The organism is Acinetobacter pittii, assembly GCF_034067285.1.
GTDB lineage: Bacteria > Pseudomonadota > Gammaproteobacteria > Pseudomonadales > Moraxellaceae > Acinetobacter > Acinetobacter pittii_E.
Map to the genome: position 1 here is coordinate 2,512,649 of NZ_CP139286.1, position 26,191 is coordinate 2,538,839.

Consider the following 26,191-nt stretch of genomic DNA (forward strand, 5'->3'; position numbering starts at 1 on the left):
CTTTAGTCGGGTATAAAAAAGCCCCCTGTTAGGAGGCCTTTTTAATCTTTGCTAATTAAGCAGAGAATGGATGACGTAAAACAATTGTTTCTGCACGGTCTGGACCAGTTGAAACGATATCAATCGGACATTCGATTAATTGTTCAATACGCTTAACGTAAGCCAAAGCATTTGCTGGTAATTGGTCGATACTAGTTAAACCAACAGTTGACTCACTCCAACCCGGCATAGTTTCGTAAATTGGCTTCAAGCATTCAAAAGAAACCGCATCTGAAGAACCTACACAACCTGAATCTGTATTTTCATAACCCACACAGATTTTCACTTCTTCTAAACCATCTAAAACGTCAAGTTTAGTTAAGCAAATACCTGAAAGAGAGTTTACATCTACAGAACGGCGAAGAATTTCAGCATCAAACCAACCACAACGACGTTGACGACCAGTAGAAGCACCAAATTCATGACCAACTGTACCTAGGTGTTTACCAATTGGGTCACCAGAATCAGCCGCTGCATCGTAAACCAATTCAGTTGGGAATGGACCAGCACCTACACGTGTTGTATAAGCTTTAGTAATACCTAATACATAATCAAGATGTAAAGGTCCCATACCTGAACCAGCGCTCACGCCACCAGCAGTTGTATTTGAACTTGTAACATACGGGTAAGTACCGTGGTCGATGTCTAGAAGTGAGCCTTGAGCACCTTCAAACATTACCGCTTTACCTTCTTTGCGATAGTCATGCAACACCTTAGTCACATCAATCACTAATGGAGCAAGAACTTCACGCCACTGGTTGCAAAGAGCTAATACATCTTCAAATTTAACTGCTTCTACACCGTAGAACTGAGTTAATTGGAAGTTATGTAACTCAAGCATTTCTTGGAGTTTTTCTTCTAATGCTGCACCACCACGAACAAGGTCAGCAACACGCACTGCACGGCGAGCTACTTTATCTTCGTACGCAGGACCAATACCACGACCAGTAGTACCGATTTTAGCATTACCACGTTTCTTTTCACGTGCCTGATCAAGTGCAATATGGTTAGGCAAAATGAGTGGACAGTTTGGAGAAATACGTAGACGTTCTTTAACAGGAACACCTTCCGCTTCCAAAATTCCCATTTCTTCAATTAACGCGGCTGGTGAAAGTACTACACCATTACCAATTAAGCACAATACGTTTTCACGTAAAATACCTGATGGAATGAGGTGCAAAACAGTCTTTTTACCACCTACGACAAGAGTATGACCTGCGTTATGTCCGCCTTGATAACGTACTACCGCAGCCGCCTGGTCTGTGAGCAGGTCGACGATTTTACCTTTACCTTCGTCGCCCCATTGGGTACCAAGTACCACAACATTTTTGCCCATAATAGCCTCATTACATCATGCTGTTAAAATTGAAAACCACCAGTAAAAAAAACTTACCGTTGGCGATTAAATCTTTTCAATATTCCATTGTCCATTTTGCGACACGAATTGATGGGTCGCATATGGAATAGAACTTAAATCATCATTACCCAACAATTGAACGACACGTAAACCTTGAGCACGTGCATTCGAAATTGCTGAGAGTAAATCTTGTTCTGAACCTTTTGGAGCAACAACAGTTTCGATTTCGGCGAACTGATTTGCACCTAAAGCATATAAATCACAACTGAAGCCAGTAGCAGGACGTGCGCGGCCAAAGTGCTCACCAATACCATCGTACCGGCCACCCTGTGCTAAAGGTGCAGCACGGTTCGGTGCATAGACTGCATACATTAAGCCAGTGTGATAGTGATAACTGCGTAGCTCTACAACATCAATACCGATATTGAGATTTGGCCAACGACCTTTAATTTGCGCAAGCGTTGTTTTAAGTGCATCTAACGCTGACTTAAATTCAGCATCTTGTAAGATGTTTGCACTTAAATTCGCCTGTAATGCTTCTAGATCACTAGAATAGCGGCCAAGCGCATAAAAATCAGAACCCATATTAAGGTTTTGAGTAAATTCAGCTAACTCTGGTAATGCTTTTCTTTGGTAAAGATCTGAAAGCTCACGCTCTTCATTTTTTGACAGGCCAGCATACTTTACTAAACTGCGGAACAATCCTACATGGCCCAAATCTAGATGCGCGCCTTGTAAAGTATAGATGTTCTCAATCAACCCCAGCATAACATCGACCATTTCGACATCAGCTTCGATACTGTCATGCCCGTATAACTCTGCACCTAATTGTAGAGGCGCACGTGTGGCATTAAAATTTTGTGGTTTAGTATGTAATACAGTCCCTGAATAACAGTAACGTGCAACGCCTTCAACTGGTCTTACATGTGCATCGATACGTGCAACTTGTGGCGTCATATCAGCACGAACACCGAGTAAACGGCCTGAGAGCTGATCAATGACCTTAAAAGTTACTAAATCCAAGTCTTGATTTGATTCTGATAATGAAGACAACGATTCGATGTATTCAATAAATGGTGTATATACCAATTGATAACCTCGTACCGCGAGGAAATCTAAAGCTTCACGGCGAAGTTTTTCAATGACTTGTGCCTGTTCCGGCAATACATCTGCTACCCCGTCAGGCAGCAACCATGTCTCTGAAATGGTCATATTTCAAGCCTAAAATCTGATCAACGTGGAACGACCCCACATAAAAAAATCGGGAACACACCCGATTTCTCTTAGTGTAGCATGATACTTTCTGCCATGCACCTGACAATTTGCATAAATCTTTCTTAATAAACTCTAAAGTCAAAAAGAAGATTTTATGAATTAACAAGAATATTCAATACTTTATTCTGCTTCACTCACATTATAGGCAAAAGTTCTTCGACCAAAGAATGGGCCAATATCTGAACTATCACCTGGTTGCCAGTTAACTAAATTTAATCTTTGAATAGCTTGAGCTGCTTGAGTATTAAAAGCAAAACAACCTTTTTCAAGATTTGCGATTTTTAGCTTTTGTTTGAAAGCAATTAATGAGTGCACCTCATTAAGCGGGTTATCATCGGCAGAATATAGATGAGACTTCTCATAAGCTAAATTTCTATCAGCATCCCACCGACTACTTGATATAAAATTAATAAAAAAAGCAGACTGGTTATTATTATTTCCCAATGCGCTTTGAATATCACCTGTTTCTAAGTTTTCTAAAACAGTTAAGTTATAGCCGTACCACTGTGAATTTAGAAGCCTAAAATACTTTTTATCTGAACCTAGGTTATTATATCTTTCGATAATTTTCTGCTTTTTCTCACTAAATGATGGATTTGAATCAAAACCAGATATATCTGAAATATAAGATTGATTCCATTGAGTCTCTTTTAAACGATAACAATAACTATTTTTTGGAAATCTAACATTCTTATAGTTTTGATAAAATTCAATTAAATTTTTATCAAGTTGATTATGAAGACCAGTTTCTAGATTTTTATTTTCTTTATAGCCCGGCAATACACGGTCAAAGATATTTTCACTATCCAACTTCACAATTTCAAACTTTAAATTCTTTTTCAAATCAGGTGTTAACTCATAAGTCCAACTGCTAGATGTTAACCTTTTCACAATATTGGTTTGTAAGGTCCCTTTATTTAAAACTTTCTTTTCAGTTAAAACCTCAGTTTCTAACGGCTGGTTATGTGACTTTGCAAAGAAGATTTCATTATTCTTAATTGGATATTGAGTAATTTCAAAAGAATCACTAAAGATACCTGAAGAAATATCAGAAGGTTGATAATAAACTTGGTAAATTTTGTCTTCCTTTTCTAAATTATTTTCAACTTGATCATGGGTATTTTGATCTGAGCCTTCACCACCACAAGCAGATAAAATAATAGTAGATGTAAAAATTAAAAAACCACTTATTCTTTTTGAGTTAAATTTCATATGAACTCTATAATTAAAATTTTAATGTTTGCGAATCATACAAATAGATATAATTTTATACAACATGAATATATAGAATTTTAATTATTTTTAAATTAGAAATTAATAATCACTTAAGGATGTTAACTCAACACCCTTAAATGATTTAAATTTACATTTAGAAAGAGTCACACAGATCCAATAATCGATTTGCATAGCCCCACTCATTATCGTACCAGGCGAATACTTTAGCTTGATGTCCAACGACCATAGTTTGGGTTAAATCAACAATGAGTGAATAAGGTGAATGATTAAAATCACTTGAAACCAATGGCTCATCTGTTACTGCCATAATTTCTGCATAGTCTGTTTGAGATGCTTTAATGAGTAACTCATTAATATGATGCACAGTAATTGGAGATTGCGCGATAAAAGTTAAGTCAATTGCAGCCACATTAATAGTTGGCACTCGAATTGAATAACCATCAATACGGTCTTCCATTTTAGGCATAACACGTTTTAATGCTCCGAGTGCACTAGATGTGGTCGGAATAATATTTTGTCCTGAAGCTCTAGCACGGCGTAAATCACGGTGCGCGTGATCAAGTACGGACTGGTCTGCCGTTACTGCATGAATCTCGGTCATAAGCGCCGTTTCAATACCAAAAGCATCATCAATGATTTTTACTAATGGCACCAAAGCCTGCGTAGTACATGACACACTCGATATAACTTGATCAGTCACTTTGACTTCATTATGGTTCACACCATAAACAATAGCTGCATCTACATGATCAAAAGGTGCTGCCCCAATAATGACACGCTTCGCCCCTGCTTGTAGATGACGTGTTGCATCTGCATGAGAACGGAACAGTCCAGTACACTCAAGCACCACATCAATATCTAAACTAGACCATGGTAAAAGTTCAGGTTGTTTCTGCTTTAAAACCTCAACTTTTAGTGTTCGTTGATTTGACTGAATATTCAAAAAAACTTTTTCATTTTCAATCAATATTTCTACATTTCCATTGAAACGGCCATGTGTAGAATCATATTTAAATAAATGCACTAATGTCTGGACATCTGCTATATCGTTAATCGCCACGATTTCAAAATGAAATTGTTTTGGGCTCTCGAACCAGGCACGTAAAACATTACGTCCAATTCGACCAAACCCATTAATGGCGATACGTTGCATGACCTATCCTTATCAACAAAACTACAAACTAAAGAAGGCATATAGTAAAGCACGTCACAGCCAATTGAATATAGATTTTTAGCCAAATCACAGTTTTGTAAGATATTCCTTTTAAAATCGTTGGTTCGGTGGGGTTTTTCCGCTACAATTTAGCGTTTTTAAAAAATAAGCCCCGTATCACATGCTAAGGTTTTGTATAAAACAAACAGGCATTGATACTTTTAGCCAAATTCGAAAATATGGAGTGACTTGGTTGTGAGTACTCGTTTAATGACATCTGCTGAAATTCGTGAAGCATTTTTGCGCTACTTTGAAACGCAAGGGCATACACGTGTCGCGTCGAGTTCTCTTGTTCCTGCCAACGACCCAACTTTATTATTTACAAATGCTGGGATGAACCAGTTTAAAGACTGCTTTTTAGGTCTTGAGAAGCGTGACTATGTACGTGCAACCACATCACAAAAATGTGTACGTGCTGGCGGCAAACACAATGACTTAGACAACGTTGGCTACACTGCACGTCACCATACATTCTTTGAAATGTTAGGTAATTTCTCATTTGGTGATTATTTCAAACGTGATGCACTTAAATTCGCATGGGAATTTTTAACCAGCGAACAATGGCTTGCTTTACCAAAAGATAAACTTTATGTCACGGTTTACCATACTGATGACGAAGCTTACGACATCTGGAACAAAGAAATCGGTTTAGCGCCAGAACGTATTATCCGTATTGGTGATAATAAAGGCGAAAAATACGCATCTGATAACTTCTGGGCAATGGGTGATACTGGCCCATGTGGTCCATGTTCTGAAATTTTCTTTGACCATGGTGACCACATTTGGGGCGGTTTACCAGGCTCACCTGAAGAAGACGGTGATCGTTTCATTGAAATCTGGAACAACGTTTTCATGCAGTTTAATCGTACTGCTGATGGCGTACTTCACCCTCTCCCTGCTCCATCTGTTGATACAGGCATGGGCTTAGAGCGTATCTCTGCTGTATTGCAACATGTTAACTCGAACTACGACATTGACCTGTTCCAACACCTATTAAAAGCTGCTGCAAATATTATTGGTATTGAAGACCAAGGTCAGCCTTCTTTACGTGTTGTTGCAGACCATGCGCGTTCATGCTGTTTCCTTATTGCTGATGGTGTAAACCCAAGCAATGAAGGTCGTGGATATGTACTTCGCCGTATTATCCGCCGTGCTGTGCGTCACGGTAATAAACTTGGTGCAACTGGTACGTTCTTCTACAAAATGTTGCAACCTTTAATTGAAGTTATGGGTGATGCATATCCAGAACTTGCAGCTCGCAAAGATGTGATTGAAGCAACTTTGATTCGTGAAGAAGAACAGTTCGCTAAAACACTTGAGCAAGGCTTAAAGCTACTTGAAGGCGAGCTTGCTCAATTAAAAGATAAGACTATTCCTGGTGCGACTGTATTTAAACTTTACGACACTTACGGCTTCCCAACTGACTTAACTGCTGATATTGCACGTGAACGTGACTTTATTATTGACGAAGCTGGTTTTGAAGTAGAAATGGCTGCACAGCGTCAACGTGCTCGTGATGCTGGTAAGTTTGCAGTCGACTACAACAACATTGTAAAAGTTGAAGGCGAAACTCAGTTTGATGGTTACATCAACACGACTGGTCAAGGTCAAATTGTAGCGATCTATAAAGATGGCGTACAAGTTGACGAAGTTTCTGAAGGTGATGAGGCGCTTATCGTTTTAAACCAAACTCCTTTCTATGCTGAAAGTGGTGGTCAGATTGGCGACACAGGTATCTTCAAAAACGAAACTGGTATTTTTGAAGTTCAAGATACTAAAAAGTCAGGCGGTGCCTTTGTTCATCAAGGTATTGTGACCGTTGGTAGTCTTAAAGCCGATCAAAATGTTGAAGCGATTGTTAAAGCAGATATTCGTGAAGCAACAGCTCGTAACCACTCTGCAACTCACCTATTACATGCTGCCCTTCGTCAAATCTTAGGTTCACATGTACAACAAAAAGGTTCTTTAGTTGCAAGTGATATCTTACGTTTTGACTTTGCTAATGACCAACCTGTAACTTTTGAACAGTTACAACAAGTTGAGCGTTTAGTGAATGCAGAAATTATTGCAAATAGTGCTGTAACAACCGAACTTCTTGACATTGAAGCTGCAAAAGCTAAAGGTGCCATGATGTTGTTTGGTGAAAAATACGGTGATGAAGTGCGTGTACTTTCTATGGGTTCAATTATTGATGAGAAAAACTTCTCAATTGAACTGTGTGGTGGTATTCACGTTAAACGTACAGGCGATATTGGTTTATTCAAAATCACTTCTGAAGGTGGTGTAGCTGCTGGTGTACGTCGTATTGAAGCCGTTACAGGTACTAAAGCGCTAGATGTAGTACAAAAAACTGATGCTGATATCCAGCACATTAATGGCTTATTAAAAGCACAGAAAGACCAAACTGTTGAGCGTGTACAAGCCAATGTTGAATTGGTTTCTGCATTACAAAAGCAGATTGAACAACTCAATCAGAAATTGGCAAACTTCCAAGCGTCAGAATTGATTGATCAGGTACAAACCATTGCTGGTCGTCAAACGCTTATTACCACTGTCCAAGGTGTAGATGCAAAATCACTTCGCAATTTACATGACAGTGTTAAATCAAAATTAGAGAATGCAGTTATTGTGTTAGCTGGTGTAGAGGGTGACAAAGTTAGCCTGCTTGCTTCAGTTGCATCACAATACACTGCAAATCTAAAAGCAGGTGACATCATCAAACATCTAGCAACCGAGTTAGGTGGTAAAGGTGGTGGTAAACCTGACTTAGCACAAGGTGGCGCGCCACTTAACGAGAAGTTTGGACAAGTGATCGCAGCATTGCCTGCATGGCTTGAACAAAAATAAGACTTCACTTTTTGTGTAACTGACCCTGAAAAGCCTCTCAGGGTCATGGCTTATATGGAACAACTATGGCATTAATCGTTCAAAAATATGGCGGTACTTCTATGGGTACCCCCGAGCGCATTTTAAATGTTGCTCGTCGTGTGAAGCGTTGGCATGATCACGGTCACAAGGTTGTTGTGGTCGTATCTGCAATGAGTGGTGAAACAAACCGCTTACTTGCTCTCGCTAAAGCCATTACCGAAACACCTGACCCACGTGAGTTAGACCAAATGGTTTCAACCGGTGAACAGGTGACGATTTCCATGTTAGCTATGGCACTTAATTCGATTGGTGTGGAAGCTAAATCCTATACCGGACGTCAAGTCGGTATTAAAACTGACAGTGCATTTACCAAGGCGCGTATCGAGTCTATTGATACAGATGTCATGACCAATGATCTAGATGCAGGCCGTGTTATTGTGGTTGCTGGTTTCCAAGGTTTTGATGCCAATGGAAATACTACAACACTAGGTCGAGGTGGTTCAGATACTTCTGGTGTTGCCCTTGCTGCTGCTTTAAAAGCTGACGAATGTCAGATTTATACTGATGTAGATGGCGTTTACACCACTGATCCTCGTGTTGCTCCTAAAGCCAAAAAAATCGACCGTATTTCTTTTGAAGAAATGCTAGAAATGGCATCATTAGGTTCTAAAGTTTTACAGATTCGCTCAGTAGAATTTGCCGGAAAATATCAGGTTCCTTTACGCGTATTATCAAGTTTTGATAATGATGACGACGGCGCATTTGACGACGAATTTAAAGAAAATGTAGGTACACTCATTACTACTGAGGCAGAAGACACTATGGAACAGCCAATCATTGCAGGTATCGCTTTTAACCGTGACGAAGCAAAATTAACAATTTTAGGTGTACCTGATGAGCCAGGTATTGCTTCTAAAATTTTATCACCAGTAAGTGATGCCAACATTGAAGTGGATATGATAGTCCAAAATGTTGAAGAAGATGGCACAACAGATTTTACTTTCACTGTAAACCGTGTTGATTTAGCGAAAGCTGAAAAAATCTTAAATGAAACTGCCAAAAATATTGGTGCACGTGAAGTTTCAACACGTGATGACATCGTTAAAGTGTCTATTGTTGGTGTAGGTATGCGTTCACACGCAGGTGTAGCGAGCAAAATGTTCACTGCCCTTGCTGATGAAGGTATCAACATCCTTATGATTTCAACTTCTGAAATTAAAGTTTCTGTCATTATCGACGAGAAATACCTTGAGCTTGCAGTTCGTTGCCTACATACCGCTTTTGGTTTAGATCGTGAACATGGTGAAAGCAGCGCACGCGCTTAATTTTACCAAACGGTCAAGAATTCATTAAAAAATGTTTACTTGTCCGACAATAATCAAAGAAAACACAGAGCCGCTATAGTTTTTTTTATAGCGGCTCTGTTATATTAAACGGAAAGTTTTTTGGCAGAGATTATCAAAATATGACTTTGTTCTCATATTTCTGTTAGAATCTGACTGAAAACTGAGGTTGAGCTTTTTATTTGGGTACCAATATTGCAGTTTTAAGCGTTTAGCAAGGAGATAAACATGCTGATTCTGACCCGCCGTGTCGGGGAAACATTAATGATTGGGGATCAAGTCAGTGTTACTGTGCTTGGCGTCAAAGGAAACCAAGTTCGAATTGGTGTGAATGCACCAAAAGAGGTTTCTGTTCATCGCGAAGAAATTTATCAACGTATTCAACATGAACGTGCAATGCATGAACACCTTCAACATCTTGATCAAGATTATCAAGTTTCTTATGAAGATGATAATTATGCACAGAAAAACTTCAATCGTTAGTATGAAGTTGTTCTCTCCCTAATTAAAGCGACTTTATAGTCGCTTTAAATTTTTTAAGTGTTTGTATTTATAGCCCTAAAGCACGTTTAACAGGTGCATAACTACGGCGATGCTGATCAATCACGCCATGCACAGCAATCGCTTCAAAATGCGCTTTAGTTGGATATCCTTTATGTTTGGCAAAACCAAATAACGGATATTGCTGATCTAATTCTGCCATTTGTCGATCTCGTGTTACTTTTGCCAAGATACTTGCTGCACTAATTTCAGCATGGCTTGCATCTCCACCAACAATCGCTTCACAAGGAATAATAATTCCTTTAGGAATTTGGTTACCATCTACAATTACTTTTTGTGGTTGGGTTTTTAAACCATCAACAGCACGCTGCATAGCCAAAAAAGTTGCCTGTAAAATATTTAGTTCATCAATTTCAGCATGTGTTGCTTCGGCAATTGACCAAGCTAAGGCTTTTTCTTGTATTTCAATAAACAACTTTTCACGTTTCTTTTCAGTTAATTTTTTAGAATCATTCAATCCCAAAATTGGATTATTCGGATCTAAAATCACAGCTGCTGCCACAACCGAACCTACTAAAGGCCCCCGTCCTGCCTCATCTACACCAGCAATAAACATCGACTCACTACCTTTAAAAACAAAAGAGGCTGATCAATAGTAATCAGCCTTCTTTAACACAAAATTATTAATTACTTTTGTAAAGCTTCTGCCACACAAGCGTTTACAGTTTTAGAAACCACTTGGTTTACGATTGTAGCACGTGTGTTTACATCAAGTGCAGCTGCTGCTAATTCTACTGCAGTCACACTGTTTGGAGCTTTTTCGCTCACACAACCACATACATTAGTTTGGATACTATCACGTTGCTCAGCAGTCATATATTTTGTTGCTGTTTTCCAAGCGGCAACATTATTAATCTCTGTAATACATTTTGCATTTACAGCAACTTTTAACGCAGCAACGCCTAATTGTTGAGTTGTCGTTTGTGCAGAACCTGTGTCAGTGCCTGTAGTCGTTGCGCATGCTGTTAAAGCTAAAACAACTGGTGCTAGAGCGAGCATCAATTTTTTCATCATTTTTTCCTTTTGATTGAACCTTGGCAGCGCGTATTGTGCCTAAACTCGACTTTAGAAGAAACAAATAATTTGATGCATTTATGCAAATTCTTTTCCGAAACGAAACTCAGCTCATCAATTGCTTTTTTAGCTTAATACGTTCTGTTTTTAGCACGCTCCGTTACATTTAAAATATTTCTCAAAATCTGCGATTTCCCCTAAAATCACAAATCAAAACGACAAAAAAAGGGTCTTTTATGCCTGCTGTTTCCTCTCAGTATTACACCCGTACCGCACAAATCCTGCATTGGGTGATGGCAATCATTTTCATCACAGCATGGGTTATTGGCTTTTATAGTGGAAATTTTTTAAGTTATGACGTTGATGGCAGCTTTAAAGGCGATGTCATTACATTGCACAAAAATATTGCAACGACTATTATCTTTTTAGTCATTATCCGGATTTTATGGCGCTATACTCATCCAGCTCCAAAACTACCTGATACCATGTCTCCAATGATGAAAACTCTGGCACATGTGGGTCATCTATTCTTGTATGTAATTTTGGTGGCTTTACCTATCACTGGTTGTTTGTTTAGTTGGAGTGCTGGTCACCCTGCTCCAGTTTTATATTTATTTGAAATTCCGCGTTTAGTGCAAGATAACCCAGAGCTTTTAGCTGTTGTTAAACCATTACATATTTATATTTCTTGGTTTGCAGGTTTTCTTATTGTTGGGCATGTACTTGCAGCTTTAAAACATCACTTTATCGATAAAGACAATATTTTAAATAGCATGACCAAACAACCTAAATAAACCTGATGTATAAAAAACCGCCTGAGATAGGCGGTTTTTTTATTTAGATTTTTTGGATTTCTGCAATCCACTTTTGTTTCTCTTCATCTGAAATGAAAGAAGCTTCAAAAGAATTAATTGCGAGTTGCTTCAACTCATCATTGTTTAAATCTAAAGCTTGCTGGATGGCAAAGAAATTATCATTCATATACCCACCGAAATATGAAGGATCATCTGAGTTAACCGTCACGTGTACGCCTTTTTGCAATAGACGACGGATATTATGATCTTTCATATCTTTAACAACACATAGCTTTAAGTTACTTAAAGGACAAACGGTTAAAGGCATTTTTTCGTTAATTAAACGCGCCATTAATTGTTCATCTTCTTCAGAACGCACACCATGATCAATACGGTTCACTTTAAGTAGATCTAAAGCTTCCCATACATATTCAGGCGGACCTTCTTCGCCAGCGTGAGCAACGATTAAGAAACCCTCTTCACGTGCCTTAGCAAAAACACGCTCAAACTTAGCTGGTGGATGCCCTACTTCACTTGAATCGAGGCCTACTGCAATAATGTCTTGCTTAAACGGCAACGCCTGTTCAAGTGTTTCAAATGCAGCTTCTTCGCTTAAATGACGCAAGAAACACATAATCAGTTGAGAGCTGATACCAAACTTAGCTTTAGCATCTGCACAAGCGCGTTTTAAACCATTGATCACAGTTGAGAACGCAATACCACGGTCAGTATGAGTTTGCGGATCGAAGAACATTTCTGTGTGAACAACACGATCTTCTGCACATTTTTCAAAATAAGCCCATGCTAAATCGTAAAAGTCTTGTTCATGTACAAGAACATTCGCACCAGCATAGTAAATATCTAAGAATGATTGAAGATTATGAAAGTTATAAGCTTGCTTTACTTCTTCAACAGATTTGTAAGGAATCTGAATCTGATTGCGCTGGGCAATTGCAAACATTAATTCAGGTTCAAAAGTCCCTTCAATATGTACATGCAATTCGGCTTTTGGTAAGGCGCGAATCAGCTCGACTTGATTCATATTAACTCCACGTCTAAAGAAAAAAGGGTGTGGTCAAAATCACACCCTTTTATAATTTTCTTCTTATTGAAAACTATGTCTAAGATAGCTCAAGAAGAAAATTATAAAAAATCATATTAACCGCCAAACGCGATAAATTTAAATACCCAAAGCGCAGCAATAATCCATACCATGTACGGTACAGTTTTTGCCTTACCCGTGAATAATTTAACTAATGCATAGCTAATAAAGCCCATTGCAATACCATCAGCAATTGAATAGGTAAATGGCATAAATACAATGGTTAAAAATGCTGGAACAGCTTCAGTAATATCATCCCAATCAATGTGAGTGATCCCTTGAATCATCAACACACCAATGAACAATAAAGCTGGCGCAGTTGCAAAACCTGGTACAGATTGAGCAAGAGGTGCTAAAAATAAACAGCAGATAAATAAAACAGCAACGACAACAGCGGTTAAACCAGTACGGCCACCTGCTGCTACACCTGAAGCTGATTCAATATATGGCGTAGTTGAAGATGTACCTAATGCAGCACCAGCAACAATTGCAGTAGAGTCTGCAAATAATGCTTTTTTCAAACGAGGTAATTTACCGTCTTGTAAAAGACCAGCACGGTGCGATACACCAACCAACGTACCCGTACTGTCAAACAAGTCGACAATAAAGAATACAAAGATGACACCGACCATACTTGCTGTAAATAGACCTTCAAAATCCATTTGCATGAACGTTGGTGCAATTGAAGGAATTTGTCCCACTACACCCTTAAATTCGTTTAGACCTAAAGCAGTAGCAATTGCAGTAACAACTAAAATACTAATGATGATTGCGCCGCGAACCTTTAATTGGTGTAAAACCACAATCATTAAGAATCCGAATAACGCTAATAGTACTGTTGGTTGTTTGATATCGCCCAAACCAACCAAAGTCGCTTGGTTATCAACAATAATTCCGGCATTTTTTAGTGCAATCAGTGCTAGGAATAAACCAATACCACCGCCGATTGCAAACTTAAGCGACATCGGAATCGCATTGACAATCGCTTCACGAATTTTAAAGAAGCTAATTGCAAGAAAGACAAGGCCTGAAACAAAAACAGCCGCTAAAGCTGTTTGCCATGGCACGCCCATCCCCATACAAACCGAATAAGTAAAGTAAGCGTTTAAACCCATACCAGGGGCCAGTGCGATTGGATAATTAGCAATGATCCCCATCACTAGACATCCGATTGCTGCTGCCAAACAGGTCGCAACGAATACGGCACCATGATCCATGCCGGTTTCAGATAAAATGAGTGGATTGACAATAATGATGTAACACATCGTTAGGAATGTAGTTACACCAGCAAGAACTTCAGTTCGGAAAGTGGTTTTATTGTCGCTTAACTTAAATAAACGCTCTAACCAGCCTGCCGAAGAATTGGGCGCCGCCATAAGTAGCCTCTATGCAAAATCTGAACTGTGGAATATTTACGTCTATGTAGGTCACTGAACAATATTGTTTTTCTGTTCAGCCCTATAAACAAGAATCACAAACTTATGAAGCAACAAATATGCCACTCATTTGATGTCTGTTTTCATGCATAGAAAATAACCACAGCCCCTCTTGAAACACAAAAAAGCTGCATAACCCCTATGCAGCTTTTTTACTATACGTTCAATAAGTTTAACAGATTCAACAGAAACATGATCAAAATTTATGAAAAGATATGACCAATGACACTGTAAAAGTTAGAAATTTATAGCTCAATACTGCTAGAAAATAATTTTTTGTCACCGATATATTCTTGCATATTATAAGAAGCTAAATTGCTGTGATGAGCATGGTTTGGATTACGTTCGATACTTTGTAGGTTTCTTTCAGCTTCTTGTATGATCCGCATGAGCTCTTGATGTCTTTTATTTTGACTATCCAAATAGGCCCAATATCCTAATACAAAGACAATACTCACACACAACACTATTAATACTTTATTGATCATTATTATTATCTCTATGTTTTTAATGTTAATGATCTTAACAAAAAATTATAGCTTTGTGAATATTTTCACATTTATTTACAATAACGCCCTCTTACTCAAATAATTGAAAAGAAAGGCGATTTTTTAATTATTTATAATAATCTTAATAATTATTAAACTTTTCAATTGAAAAGTAACTTTATTTTATATCAGCTTATTTTAGTTATTTTTAATATTAGCTTTTTATCAGTTTTAATTATTAAGTTATTTTAAAGATAGAGCATAGACAAATGTGTATATAGCTTAAAATTTCTTTGTATTTATTAAACCTTAAATAAAATAAAAAGAAGTTATTTTTGTCGTTGAGGTCTTCTTGAAAATTGTTTCTTTAGCGACTAATTTTTTGTGTTTCCTGTTTAACTTATAAACTAAAAACTTCTATCCAAAGAATTCCACATATCGTTTAAAAATAATTTTTTATTTCTTTGCTTTTCTGTCTATAAGCAAAACTACGTCCTATTTTTATCGTTCCATAAATCGCACCAAGCTTTCTATTTTCAGTGCTTCGCTCCTATAAACGCTACGATAAACTGTGCTCAGATAAAAAATTAAATGAGGAGAATACATCATGTTTGATATGCGTTTATCTCACGAACGTGGTGCAGCACATCATGGTTGGTTACAATCAAAACATAGCTTTTCATTTGCTAACTATTGGGACCCTAAACAAGTTGGTTTTTCAGACTTACTTGTAATTAATGATGATAACGTTGCTCCATCTAAAGGCTTTGGTACCCACCCTCACCGTAATATGGAAATTATTTCGTATGTGCTTGAAGGTGCATTAGAGCATAAAGACTCAATGGGTACAGGCTCTGTGATTGTGCCGGGTGACATTCAGCTCATGAGTGCAGGTCGTGGTGTTGCACATAGTGAATTTAATCATTCAGCTCAAGAAGGCGTCCATTTCTTGCAAATTTGGGTTGTCCCGAATGAAGTGAATACAGATCCGGGCTATCAACAAGTTCATATTGATGAAGCAGACAAACGCGGTAAATTGCATTTGATCATTTCACCTAAAGGTGGTGAAAAAACTTTATCCATTAAACAAGATATTAATATTTACTCAGGTCTTTTTAATGGTGAAGAAACTGCTGAATTTGTGATTCCTGAGGGTCGATATGTTTACCTACACGTTGCTAAAGGTCGTGTCGATGTAAATGGTAAAACCTTTAACACTGGCGATGCGGCACGTATTCGTGAAGGTGGAAGCTTATCTTTTACCAATGGTGATCATGCCGAAATTTTGATTTTCGATATGCGCCCAGAAGAAGTTCCAACCATGCCATAATGCAACTAAGCCCTCGCATAAAACTTATGCGGGGGCTTTTTATTGTTGATCGGACTTATAAAAATACTATCTCTGCTCAATGTTCTTCTGAACGAGCCATCTCTGTATTGATATAGCTCATAATCATAGTCGTTAATCCCTGCACCATTTCATCAAAACTAATATAAGGGTTTGGCAAAATAAGATGCCGCGCGACGTTAAAAATTCCACTATTGATACAAATATAGGTAATTACAGGCAAATTATTAATTTTTAGGTATTTAGGATTATGCATCATATATTTCATGATCACTTCCATTAAAGCCTGTTCAATTTTGGGAATATATTTGTCGTACTGTAACTCTCCTGCATAACGTAGAACAGTCAAATAGCGGTCGTTATTTTTCTTTAATAAATCACTAAAAGTATAAAAAATCATTTCAATGACAGGCTCTAACTCCAACTGTAAAATCGTCGGGGTAAGCTCTGTAATCATGTCCAGAATTTCCCGAACAAAAAAGTGATTCATCGCATCATAAATTTCTTCTTTATTTTTAAAATATTCGTATAAAGACCCGACACTCACACCTGCAATCTCTGCAATATGACGTGTTGTAGTACCACTTGGTCCATGAAGTGCCACTGCAATAAAACCTGCTTCAATAATCGTGTCGACAGTGACTTTGGCTCGAGTTTGACGAGGTTTACGCGTAGTCATACGATCTAATCAATAATCCGAACATAAAGTCAGATTAGCATGTAATTTGACTCGGTAGAAATAAAAAAACAAAATCCGAATAGTTGTCAAACTTAGTAAGAAAAACTCAGAAAAGCAGAGCCTAATCTCTCAATCAATGTATAATTTAATTTATTACTTTCGAAGAAAGAATATAGTTATAAAGTATTATTTTTCAATTATATAAGACAAAATCAATTAAAAATCTTATCGCAAAAAATGTCTATAAAATACTTTTATATATTTAAAAATTTACCCGAATTGAATCCGAACATAATGTCAGATTAATATGAAAAAATTAAAGAAGACTCATTAAGTAGCTCTTGTCTACATCGGCTCTTCTTTCCGTTATTCAGCCAAATAATCAAACAAATAACGGAGCAACAACACCGTAGTCAATGCAGAGAATCATCTGCTTTTGAAAATGGAATTTTATAGTGCTTTGTTGATCATTGAGTTTATTCATTTTCATCAAAATGCACCACTACTTTGCCTCAGGGTGTCGCCATGATCTCGACCGCAGTTAAAAAATCATTCAAAAAACTTACATTTCAGCGTGAAATTGAGTTACCCGATTTTGCTAGCAAAAGTTCAATTCCAATTCGTCATTTAAATATTGGTTTTGATGGTAAGGAAATTGATGTCAGATTCTATATGGACAACCAATTTGCCACGATGTTTTTTGCCACGCTTTCGGTGTTTTTAACCTATGGTGAAGATCTAGTGATTGAAACCGCTCGTCACCACCGTGAATTTATTAAAGATCCAATTTTAAAACAGCGCGTTACTTCGCTGATTGGCCAAGAGGCAATTCATTCAAAATTACACAATGAATATAACGATGCCCTTCAAGATGCCGAATATCCTGTTGCGCTCTATCGTTTTCTTGGCTCGAACTTCTTTAAATATGTTTTCTTAAAGTTTCCACAACCACTCAAACTATCAATGATGGCGGGTATTGAGCATTTTACTGCGGTACTTGCTGAATACATGATGAAGCATGAAAAGAATTTCTATTATTCAGATGATGCAAAAAGCCGTGCGTTGTGGATGTGGCACATGCTTGAAGAATCTGAACATAAAGATATTGCCTACGATGTCTATCAACTTTTAAATGGTAGTTATCCACTGCGCGCATCTGGTTTCTTCCTCGCTTTAATTACCATTTTAGGTTTAATCCCTGCGACTACGTTATTTGTGCCAGTATTAAGAAAGCCACAAGAAATGCTGACTTTAAAATTCTGGAAAGATGCTCGTCGCGGTGTAGGCTTAATCTTTGGTCCAAAAGATGGAGTTTTCGGTAGTACGATTGGTCAAATTCTTGACTACTTACGCCCAGACTTTCATCCAAATGATCATGATACAACTGAGTATCTTGAGTATTACAAAAAGAAATTGCTGACCGAAGGCGGTGCAATTGCTCCTTATTTTGTTAAAGAATTTACCCCACCAGTACGCATGTCTTAATCGTCCTGTATTTCCAGCTATCAAAAGGTAGCTGGTATCTCTTCAAGCTATTTATGGATGAATCATGATTTTATTTGGCAAAAAGAAAGTTAAACCAAGCCAAAAAGCTTATGCCGTAGTGACGGGTGCAGGCAGTGGGATTGGTCGAAGTTTTGCAGTTGAACTGGCAAATCGCGGTGGCAGCGTAGTATGTGCAGATATTAATCTCGAAGCTGCTGAAGAAACTGTAAAGTTAATTGAACAGTTAGGACAAAAAGCATTTGCTGTAAAGTGCGATGTTGGGCAAGCAGAACAAGTACAGGCTTTGGCTGATCAAGCAGAACAGTTACTTGATCATCCGGTAACACTCATCATTAATAATGCGGGTGTGGGATTGGGTGGTAAATTTGATGAACTCAGTCTAGAAGACTGGAACTGGGTCATGAATATTAACCTTTGGGGTGTCATTCACGGTTGTCATGCTTTTGTTCCAAAATTTAAAAAGTTAGGTTACGGCGCGATTATTAATGTGGCATCTGCGGCGTCCTATACGGCTGCACCAGAAATGACTGCTTATAACGTGACTAAAGCGGGTGTACGCGCGCTTTCAGAAACGCTTTCTGCTGAACTGTGTAAGTTTAATATTAAAGTGAATGTACTCTGCCCTACCTTGGTCCCTACCAATATCATTAAAAATGGTCGAATTCCTGGACGCTATTCAAAGCTTGCAGATCATGCACTGATGAACTATGCCTTAACGACAAGTGATGATGTTGCAAGATTAACGCTTAATCGCCTTGATCAAGATGAGCTTTATACCATTCCTCAAATTGATGCGAAGTTATTCTGGCTCATGAAACGTGCTTCTCCAAGCTTGTATACCAAGTTCCTTGGCACATCGTACAAATTATTTAAATAAGAAATTTATAGGTAGTACACATATGACTGCTCAAATGAAAACAAATGCTTCAGCAAAAAAAGCTGTCAAATCACCAAACCATATTTTCGATACTTTTATTGTGGGTGCTGGCATTTCAGGGATCGCTGCTGCCATTCGCCTAGATCAAGTTGGTTATACCAATTATAAGATTATTGAAAAAGCTGGCCGCGTGGGTGGAACATGGCGTGAAAACACCTATCCAGGTTGTGGTTGCGATGTACCGTCTGCTCTTTATTCTTATTCATTTGCACCAAGTGCAAAATGGAGCCATTTATTTGCGCGCCAACCAGAAATCTTAAGTTATCTGGAAGATGTGAGTAACGAATTTAATGTGACGTCTAAAATCGAATTTAATAATGAATTGCTGAATGCGGCATGGGATGACTCACGTCACGTGTGGGTACTGGATACCACGACTGGTCAATATTTGTCTAAAACCGTTATTTTTGCCACAGGTCCAATTACCGAAGCTCAAATTCCACGTCTTGAAGGACTAGAAACATTTAAAGGCGAAATGTTCCATTCGGCTAAATGGAACCATGATTATGATTTGACAGGTAAACGTATTGCCGTGATTGGTACTGGCGCATCTGCCATTCAGTTTGTGCCACAAATTCAACCAAAAGCGAAAGAACTTTTTGTATTCCAACGTACAGCACCTTGGGTATTACCAAAACCAGATACGGACTTGGGCGAATTTAGTAAATCAGTCATTGCGAAATATCCAGCTATTCAGGCGAGCTGGCGTAAAAGTGTAGCGTTAACGCTAAATGCAATTAACTTTGGTTTACGTAACCCCCTTGCCCTAAAACCAGTAAATGTTTTGGGTAAGCAATTACTTAAATTGCAGATTAATGATCCTGTGCTACGCAAAAATGTCACGCCAAACTTTGATATTGGCTGTAAACGTATTTTATTCGCTAACAATTACTACCCTGCGCTACAAGCACCAAATACGACTCTCATTCCTCATGGTTTAGTGAAAGTTGAAGGCAATACGGTGGTTGCTGCCAATGGTGAACGTCACGAAGTTGATGTGATTATTTGGGGTACAGGCTTTGAAGTATCTCACCCGCCAATTGGTAAACGTGTCCACAATGAAAAAGGTCAATGTTTACAAGATATATGGAAAGATAGTTCGCCAGAGGCTTACTTAGGTACCAACATTGAAAATGTACCAAATGCATTTTTAATTTTGGGTCCTAACGTATTGGTCTATGACTCTTTCATTGGTCTAGCAGAAGCGCAGTTAGACTATATCGTAGATGGCTTATTGAAAATTAAAAACAAAGGAATTAGCAAATTAAATGTTAAATCTGATGTGATTAAAAAGCATAACGATTTAGTGCAAAAACACTTGCAAACGACCGTATTTAATAGCGGCGGATGTAAGAGTTACTATCTTGATGCAAACGGACGTAACTTTGCCGCATGGCCTTGGTCATTGAAAAAGCTGAAACAACGTTTGAAAAAAGTAGATTTGAAAGATTATGAAGTGACGTATCAAACGACAAAAACTCACTAATTTGTAATTTCGATCAAATCAGTTGTAAGAAACAGGCAGTGTATTTTAGGTTTTCATGAAATACACTGCCTTCTTCGTTGAATATCTTCAAGAAATAAAAAAACAGGATAAAGATGAAAGAAGGTCAATCAAGTCGTACCGCCGAAGCTGCCGCTGCATTACGGGCCAATCATTTTCAAAATGCAAAGAACCCTGTATTTTCAGACCCTTATGCTTTTGAGCTAACCAGTAAAGGCTGGAAAAAACTGCTCTCTAACCCACTGATTGTTAAAGTCATGAATTCTTCGGTTTTAAACCGCACTTTAGGTTTACTTACTGGGCAAGTGGTCGGACGCTCGCGCTATGCCGAAGATTTACTTGATCAGGCAGTTCAAAAAGACACTCAACAATATGTGTTAGTGGGTGCTGGCCTAGACTCTTTTGCACTACGTGAATCACTCCATTACCCTACTTTGAAAATCTTTGAAGTAGACCATCCTGACACTCAAGCAGCCAAACAAGCCAAGCTAAAAAAGTTAGGAAATATTCCTGCTACCGTTGAGTTTGTCGCGATTAACTTTGAAAAAGAATCCATTTCGGAAGCTTTGACTAGAAGTCTCTATGAGCCAACCGCTCCTGCATTTTTTTCGTGGTTAGGCACAACGCACTATTTAAACCCGCAAACTACCCTAGAAACTTTAAAAAGTATTGCTAACTTTGCTGCAAACGGTAGTGAAGTGGTACTCGACTATTCAACCGATTTTCAGGAATTAAACGGTATTGAGCGACTTGGAAGTATGGGCGTAGCACAGTTTACCCATTTGCTGAAAGAGCCTTTACTAGGTCAATTTAAACCAATAGATTTACATCATGCAGTGGAGCAGATGGGATTTGAAGTAGTCGAAGATCTTTCCGGTGAAGCCATTACTGAACGATATTTTAATGCGCGAATTGATGAAATTCGCCACACTTCAGCCACGCGTTTATTACATTTGCGTTTAGCGAAATAAAATTTGACTATTGATTATTTAAACGCATGGCATGAGGTGTTTTGCCATGCCATCTTTTATAAGCATGAATAAAACTAGCTGTTTCTGCATAGCCTAACCACTCTGCAATCTGTTCAACTGAAGCCTTAGGCACGGTCAAATATTGCTCTGCTAAAACCTGTCTAACTTCTTCACGAATCTGGATAAACGTCATCTCTTCTTGCGCTAAATGGCGACGTAAAGTGCGAGCATTTAAATGCAGTCGATTGGCAACCACTTCCATGGATGGCATTTCACCGCGAATATTCATCAATTGTTGTTGCACCAATGCCGTGAACTTCTTTTGTGACTGACGTTTATCAAGAATTTGCCGACATTGCTCTTCAGCTGTATGTAAAACCAGATCATTCGCCATCTGCAATTTCTGGTCGACTTTGTGCGCATCGAGTAGAACAAAATTCCGGCCTGCGCCAAACTCTGGCAAGATGCCAAACAAATCTATATAAGGTTGTACATCATGTTTAGGCTGAAAAGAAAAAGCCAAATACTGGCAAAAATTATCTTGTACTAAGTCGCGTTGCACCGTAATAAGCGCGGCAGCATCACGTTGAATAATAAATTGTCTGACCGAAGATGGTATATCTTCATCTGTGAGTTCAATAAGGGTACCGTCTTTAGTGTCTGAAACAATAAAACGGGTAAACGCAAACGTTAATGAAAAATAAGTCAGTGCAAAATCAAGCGCTTCACGGATGCTAGCACTACTTATAAGCGCCATGCCTAAAGGTCCAAATGTGGTGAAATGATAACGTGTACCTACTTCTAAACCTAAAGTTGGCCGATCTTCAAAGAGTTCAACTAAATTATGGATGAGCTTTAATTCTTGGTGCCCCGAGACCACCATATTGGGATCAAGCAGTTGCTGCTGGCTAATTCCAGTCCCTTTTAAAATCGTTTGATAAGAAACGCCTGATTCAACCGCAAAATCAGCCATTAACCGAACACTATGTATACTGCGTTCAAAAGCCCATGCATACGTCACTATATTGCTCAGAATGTCCTCGAATCACAATATTTTGTCCTCATCCATCCTCTAAATCAAGTTAATAAACGTCTATTCTGCATACAGGAAATTGCGATTTCTTCGCCCACTGTTTTTAAGGATTTTAGAGCAGCCTATGTTTAATTCGACGTCTAATTCAAATAAAAATGTACGCATCGCTATTATTGGCACTGGCTTTGGTGGTCTAGGACTTGCCATTCGTCTCAAACGAGCAGGTTTTGAACAATTTACCCTATTTGAAAAAGCTGCCGATGTCGGCGGTGTCTGGCGTGACAATACCTATCCAGGTGCTGCATGTGATGTGCCTTCTCATTTGTATTCTTTTTCTTTTGAACAAGAGCTGGGCTGGAAAAATCGCTACGGAACATCTCAAGAGATTTATCAATATTTACGCCACTGTGCCGACAAATATGATATTCGCCCGCATGTTCAATTTAATACTGAAATTGCCAGTGCCGAATTTGATGCTCTACAGGGTGTATGGCACATTCAAAGTACGACTGGTGAACAGTTTGAAGCTGAATTTTTAGTCGGTGCGGTGGGTCAGCTTAACCGCCCTGCCTATCCGAAACTTAAAGGTATTGAAAACTTTAAAGGTAAAGCATTCCACTCAGCGCGTTGGGATCATGACTATGATTTAACTGGCAAACGTGTTGCGGTAATCGGTACAGGTGCAAGTGCAATTCAGTTCGTACCTGAAATTGCAAAACAGGTTGCCCATCTCGATGTTTACCAACGCTCTGCACCCTACGTGATTCCTAAACCAGATCGGGTTTACCAACCTTTAGAGAAAAAGGCTTTCCGTAAATTGCCAATTTTGCAAAGTCTGGATCGAGCTTTGCAATATGGTCATCATGAAATTCGTTTGCTGGCCTTTACGACTTCTTTAAATGAAATGCCTCTGGTGGAATATTTATTCCAGCGTCACATCCGTAAAGTCGTCAAAGATGGGAAGTTACGCCATCGTTTAATGCCGGATTATCCTATTGGCTGCAAGCGTATTTTAATTTCAAATCATTGGTATGAAACCCTGACTCAGCCTCACGTAGACGTCATTAATACAGGCATTCAAGAAATTACCGAAAACGGCATTTTAGATACGGAAGGAAATCTGCGTGAAGTCGATACCATTATTTATGGTACGGGCTTTGCCGCAACAGAGTTTATGGCGCCAATGCAGATTACAGGTCTTGATGGTCGTACCTTAAAAGTCACATGGAAAGATGGTGCAGAAGCTTATCTCGGCTTAACTGTGAGCGGCTTTCCAAACTTCTTTATGCTCTATGGTCCAAACACCAATCTTGGGCATAACTCAATTGTGTATATGATTGAAAGTCAGGTGAATTATATTTTAGATGCCATTCAAACAACCCTACAAAACAAACTTCTGTTCACCAATGTTCGTGCAGAAGTTCAACATGAGTTTAATCAAAGCATTCAAGAAAAAATGAAAAAAACTGTCTGGGCACAAGGTTGTACCAGTTGGTATCAAACTGCTGATGGCAAAAATACCAATAACTGGCCGGGTTTTACCCTCGAATATCGACAACGTACTCGTCGCTTCGATATTGAAAACTACACTCAGGTTTCGGCTATTTCTTAAACAAGCTTCACCATAGGAAATGAGAAAAATAAACGGAGAATTTTATGAAGTCTTTTAAAAATAAAGTCGCAGCTGTGACAGGTGCAGGTTCTGGGATTGGACAAGCAATTGCTATAGCACTCGCAAAACAAGGTTGTCATCTAGCACTTTCTGATATCAGTGAAGCTGGATTAGCTAAAACAGTCGAGCTGTTAACGCCTTATTCAGTCAAAGTAACCACACAAAAAGTCGATGTGGCTAAGCGTGATGAAGTTGCAACTTGGGCAAAGGCAGTTGTAGATGAACATGGCCAAGTTAACCTGATTTTTAATAATGCTGGTGTCGCAATAGGCAGTACGGCTGAAGGTGTGAGCTATGAAGATCTTGAATGGCTCATTGGTATTAACTTTTGGGGCGTGGTTTATGGCACCAAAGAATTTTTACCTTACTTAAAGCAAAGTGGTGATGGGCATATTATTAATATTTCCAGTATGTTTGGCTTAACAGCTCAACCGACCCAAAGTGCTTATAACGCCAGTAAATTTGCTGTTCGTGGCTTTACCGAGTCTCTACGCCAAGAACTCGATATGCAAAATGCTGGAGTGAGTGCGACCTGTGTGCATCCGGGTGGTATTCGTACCAATATTGCCAAAGCTGCCCGCATGAATAATAGTGTCCAGTCTTTAGGAATGGATCCTTTAAAAAGTCAGGATGCTTTCGATAAATTACTTCGCACCCCTGCTGACGATGCCGCTCAACAAATTTTAGAAGCTGTTCGTAAAGACCGTCGCCGCTTACTGATCGGAGCCGATGCGAAAGCCGTTGATGTGATTCAACGTATTCTTCCACAGGGTTACCAAAAGATTTTTGCAACTGCCACTGCCTTGCAAACTCGCCTACTCAACAAATCAGCAAAATAAAAACAGTGGTCAGCATACGCTTAATTTTAAGAGATGCTGACTGATATTAAATGCTTAGTATGAGTCCTTATTATGAAGCAGCTTCTTGCATGGACTATTCGTACCACACTACGTCCAGCTTTATCCCCTAAAACACCACTAAAGCTACAACGTTTTTGTAGCGATGCAGCCAGTGCAATTGTGCTTGGGCCACGTGGCTATAAAACAAAAAAGCAAACCATCGCTCAAGTACCGACAATCCATATTCAGCCCAAAACGACTCAATCAGGCCTCGGCATCTTGTATTTACATGGCGGTGGCTATGTGGTTGGTAGCTCAAAAAGTCACACTAAGCTTGCTGCTCAAATCGGACATGCAGCTCAAGCACAAGTCTGGTTACCTGAATATCGCCTAGCCCCTGAACACCCAAGCCCAGCTGCTCTTGAAGATGTAATTGCGGTTTATAAAGCCTTACTTGCTCAAGGGCAAGACCCGAAAAAACTCATGATTGCTGGGGATTCTGCGGGCGGTGGATTAAGCTTAATCACGGCAATTGCTTTACGGGATGCAGGTTTACCGTTACCAGCGGCATTAGTTTTACTTTCACCTTGGGTCGACTTAAGCCTTTCTGGAAGCACGATGAAAACGCATGCTACTCAAGATGCAATGCTGTCCAAAGACTGGTTAGCTTGGTGTGCAAATAACTACTGCGGCCAAAAATCGCTAACCGATCCAACCTGTTCTCCACTCTATGCTGACTTAACTGGTTTACCGCCTATTCTGATTCATGTCGGTACCGAAGAAGTTTTATTAGATGATGCAAAACGCCTCGCTGAACAGGCTAAAAATTACGACATTTCGACGAATTTACGGGTTTATGACAAAGTCGGTCACGTTTTTCAATTTCATGCAGGTATACTAAAAGAATCCGATGACTCAATTGAGCGCATTGGGCAATTCATTGATAAACATATGCAGTCAATATAAAAAATATCAC

At 38.8% G+C, this 26,191-nt stretch carries 23 protein-coding genes; 12 read left to right on the plus strand and 11 right to left on the minus strand.

What is annotated here, in order from left to right; genetic code table 11:
* Positions 1–55 precede the first annotated feature (55 nt).
* The 4 genes from purA to epD all read right to left on the minus strand — a co-directional run bounded on the left by purA (position 56) and on the right by epD (position 5,060).
* Positions 56–1,375 (minus strand): adenylosuccinate synthase, encoded by a 1,320-nt coding sequence (gene purA, locus SOI81_RS11945; RefSeq protein WP_016141686.1) that lies wholly within the window; start codon positions 1,373–1,375, stop codon positions 56–58.
* 66 nt (positions 1,376–1,441) lie between these two features.
* Positions 1,442–2,608, minus strand: coding sequence for an ATP phosphoribosyltransferase regulatory subunit (gene hisZ, locus SOI81_RS11950; protein ID WP_016141687.1), 1,167 nt, complete (start codon positions 2,606–2,608; stop codon positions 1,442–1,444).
* Positions 2,609–2,791: 183 nt separating this feature from the next.
* A complete protein-coding gene (locus tag SOI81_RS11955; protein ID WP_320540819.1) occupies positions 2,792–3,883 on the minus strand; it encodes a hypothetical protein in 1,092 nt (363 codons plus the stop codon).
* Between the two features lie 157 nt (positions 3,884–4,040).
* Positions 4,041–5,060: a type I glyceraldehyde-3-phosphate dehydrogenase gene (gene epD, locus SOI81_RS11960; RefSeq protein WP_239968017.1), complete on the minus strand. Its 1,020-nt coding sequence runs from the start codon at positions 5,058–5,060 to the stop codon at positions 4,041–4,043.
* Between the two features lie 270 nt (positions 5,061–5,330).
* Here epD and alaS point away from each other — a divergent pair, with 270 nt between their 5' ends.
* The 3 genes from alaS to csrA all read left to right on the plus strand — a co-directional run bounded on the left by alaS (position 5,331) and on the right by csrA (position 9,814).
* Complete coding sequence (gene alaS, locus SOI81_RS11965; protein ID WP_320138542.1) at positions 5,331–7,967, plus strand: alanine--tRNA ligase; 2,637 nt, start codon at positions 5,331–5,333, stop codon at positions 7,965–7,967.
* Positions 7,968–8,032: 65 nt separating this feature from the next.
* Complete coding sequence (gene lysC / locus SOI81_RS11970) at positions 8,033–9,313, plus strand: aspartate kinase (RefSeq protein WP_016141772.1); 1,281 nt, start codon at positions 8,033–8,035, stop codon at positions 9,311–9,313.
* Between the two features lie 246 nt (positions 9,314–9,559).
* On the plus strand, positions 9,560–9,814 hold the full coding sequence (gene csrA / locus SOI81_RS11975; protein ID WP_000906487.1) for a carbon storage regulator CsrA: 255 nt from the start codon (positions 9,560–9,562) through the stop codon (positions 9,812–9,814).
* Between the two features lie 67 nt (positions 9,815–9,881).
* Here the strand turns inward: csrA and rnhB are convergent, their stop codons facing one another.
* Complete coding sequence (rnhB, locus tag SOI81_RS11980) at positions 9,882–10,448, minus strand: ribonuclease HII (RefSeq protein ID WP_002163155.1); 567 nt, start codon at positions 10,446–10,448, stop codon at positions 9,882–9,884.
* A 71-nt stretch (positions 10,449–10,519) separates the two neighbouring features.
* Entirely contained in the window at positions 10,520–10,903 is a 384-nt protein-coding gene (locus SOI81_RS11985) for a hypothetical protein (protein ID WP_016141773.1), read from the minus strand.
* A gap of 239 nt (positions 10,904–11,142) precedes the next feature.
* Here SOI81_RS11985 and yceJ point away from each other — a divergent pair, with 239 nt between their 5' ends.
* Positions 11,143–11,700: a cytochrome b gene (gene yceJ / locus SOI81_RS11990; protein ID WP_239975724.1), complete on the plus strand. Its 558-nt coding sequence runs from the start codon at positions 11,143–11,145 to the stop codon at positions 11,698–11,700.
* A gap of 43 nt (positions 11,701–11,743) precedes the next feature.
* Here yceJ and SOI81_RS11995 read toward each other — a convergent pair whose 3' ends face one another.
* From SOI81_RS11995 to SOI81_RS12005, 3 genes are all read right to left on the minus strand, one after another.
* On the minus strand, positions 11,744–12,742 hold the full coding sequence (locus SOI81_RS11995) for an adenosine deaminase (protein WP_239968012.1): 999 nt from the start codon (positions 12,740–12,742) through the stop codon (positions 11,744–11,746).
* A 116-nt stretch (positions 12,743–12,858) separates the two neighbouring features.
* The gene (locus SOI81_RS12000) at positions 12,859–14,178 is read right to left on the minus strand and encodes an NCS2 family permease (RefSeq protein WP_005070381.1); all 1,320 of its coding nucleotides are present in this window, start codon (positions 14,176–14,178) and stop codon (positions 12,859–12,861) included.
* A 305-nt stretch (positions 14,179–14,483) separates the two neighbouring features.
* Positions 14,484–14,726: a hypothetical protein gene (locus SOI81_RS12005; RefSeq protein WP_016141777.1), complete on the minus strand. Its 243-nt coding sequence runs from the start codon at positions 14,724–14,726 to the stop codon at positions 14,484–14,486.
* Between the two features lie 607 nt (positions 14,727–15,333).
* On the opposite strand from SOI81_RS12005, the gene SOI81_RS12010 reads away from it, so the two are divergent.
* Positions 15,334–16,056 carry a pirin family protein gene (locus SOI81_RS12010; RefSeq protein ID WP_016141778.1) on the plus strand — a complete coding sequence of 241 codons (723 nt, stop codon included), beginning with the start codon at positions 15,334–15,336 and terminating at the stop codon, positions 16,054–16,056.
* A gap of 76 nt (positions 16,057–16,132) precedes the next feature.
* On the opposite strand, the gene SOI81_RS12015 is transcribed toward SOI81_RS12010, so the two are convergent.
* Entirely contained in the window at positions 16,133–16,753 is a 621-nt protein-coding gene (locus tag SOI81_RS12015) for a TetR/AcrR family transcriptional regulator (RefSeq protein ID WP_002163161.1), read from the minus strand.
* Positions 16,754–17,278: 525 nt separating this feature from the next.
* On the opposite strand from SOI81_RS12015, the gene SOI81_RS12020 reads away from it, so the two are divergent.
* From SOI81_RS12020 to SOI81_RS12035, 4 genes are all read left to right on the plus strand, one after another.
* Entirely contained in the window at positions 17,279–18,238 is a 960-nt protein-coding gene (locus SOI81_RS12020; RefSeq protein ID WP_239975723.1) for a metal-dependent hydrolase, read from the plus strand.
* Between the two features lie 64 nt (positions 18,239–18,302).
* The gene (locus tag SOI81_RS12025) at positions 18,303–19,136 is read left to right on the plus strand and encodes an SDR family NAD(P)-dependent oxidoreductase (RefSeq protein ID WP_239975722.1); all 834 of its coding nucleotides are present in this window, start codon (positions 18,303–18,305) and stop codon (positions 19,134–19,136) included.
* A 22-nt stretch (positions 19,137–19,158) separates the two neighbouring features.
* Complete coding sequence (locus SOI81_RS12030) at positions 19,159–20,682, plus strand: NAD(P)/FAD-dependent oxidoreductase (protein ID WP_320540820.1); 1,524 nt, start codon at positions 19,159–19,161, stop codon at positions 20,680–20,682.
* Between the two features lie 113 nt (positions 20,683–20,795).
* A complete protein-coding gene (locus SOI81_RS12035; protein ID WP_320540821.1) occupies positions 20,796–21,671 on the plus strand; it encodes a class I SAM-dependent methyltransferase in 876 nt (291 codons plus the stop codon).
* Positions 21,672–21,678: 7 nt separating this feature from the next.
* Here SOI81_RS12035 and SOI81_RS12040 read toward each other — a convergent pair whose 3' ends face one another.
* Complete coding sequence (locus tag SOI81_RS12040) at positions 21,679–22,692, minus strand: AraC family transcriptional regulator (RefSeq protein ID WP_239975719.1); 1,014 nt, start codon at positions 22,690–22,692, stop codon at positions 21,679–21,681.
* Between the two features lie 136 nt (positions 22,693–22,828).
* Here SOI81_RS12040 and SOI81_RS12045 point away from each other — a divergent pair, with 136 nt between their 5' ends.
* The 3 genes from SOI81_RS12045 (at position 22,829) to bah (ending at position 26,181) form a co-directional block, all read left to right on the plus strand.
* Positions 22,829–24,316, plus strand: a complete 1,488-nt coding sequence (locus tag SOI81_RS12045) for an NAD(P)/FAD-dependent oxidoreductase (protein WP_320540822.1) — start codon at positions 22,829–22,831, stop codon at positions 24,314–24,316.
* Positions 24,317–24,360: 44 nt separating this feature from the next.
* Positions 24,361–25,215, plus strand: a complete 855-nt coding sequence (locus tag SOI81_RS12050; RefSeq protein ID WP_151987328.1) for an SDR family NAD(P)-dependent oxidoreductase — start codon at positions 24,361–24,363, stop codon at positions 25,213–25,215.
* A gap of 72 nt (positions 25,216–25,287) precedes the next feature.
* Positions 25,288–26,181, plus strand: coding sequence for an alpha/beta hydrolase (bah, locus tag SOI81_RS12055; protein WP_239975717.1), 894 nt, complete (start codon positions 25,288–25,290; stop codon positions 26,179–26,181).
* Positions 26,182–26,191 lie beyond the last annotated feature (10 nt).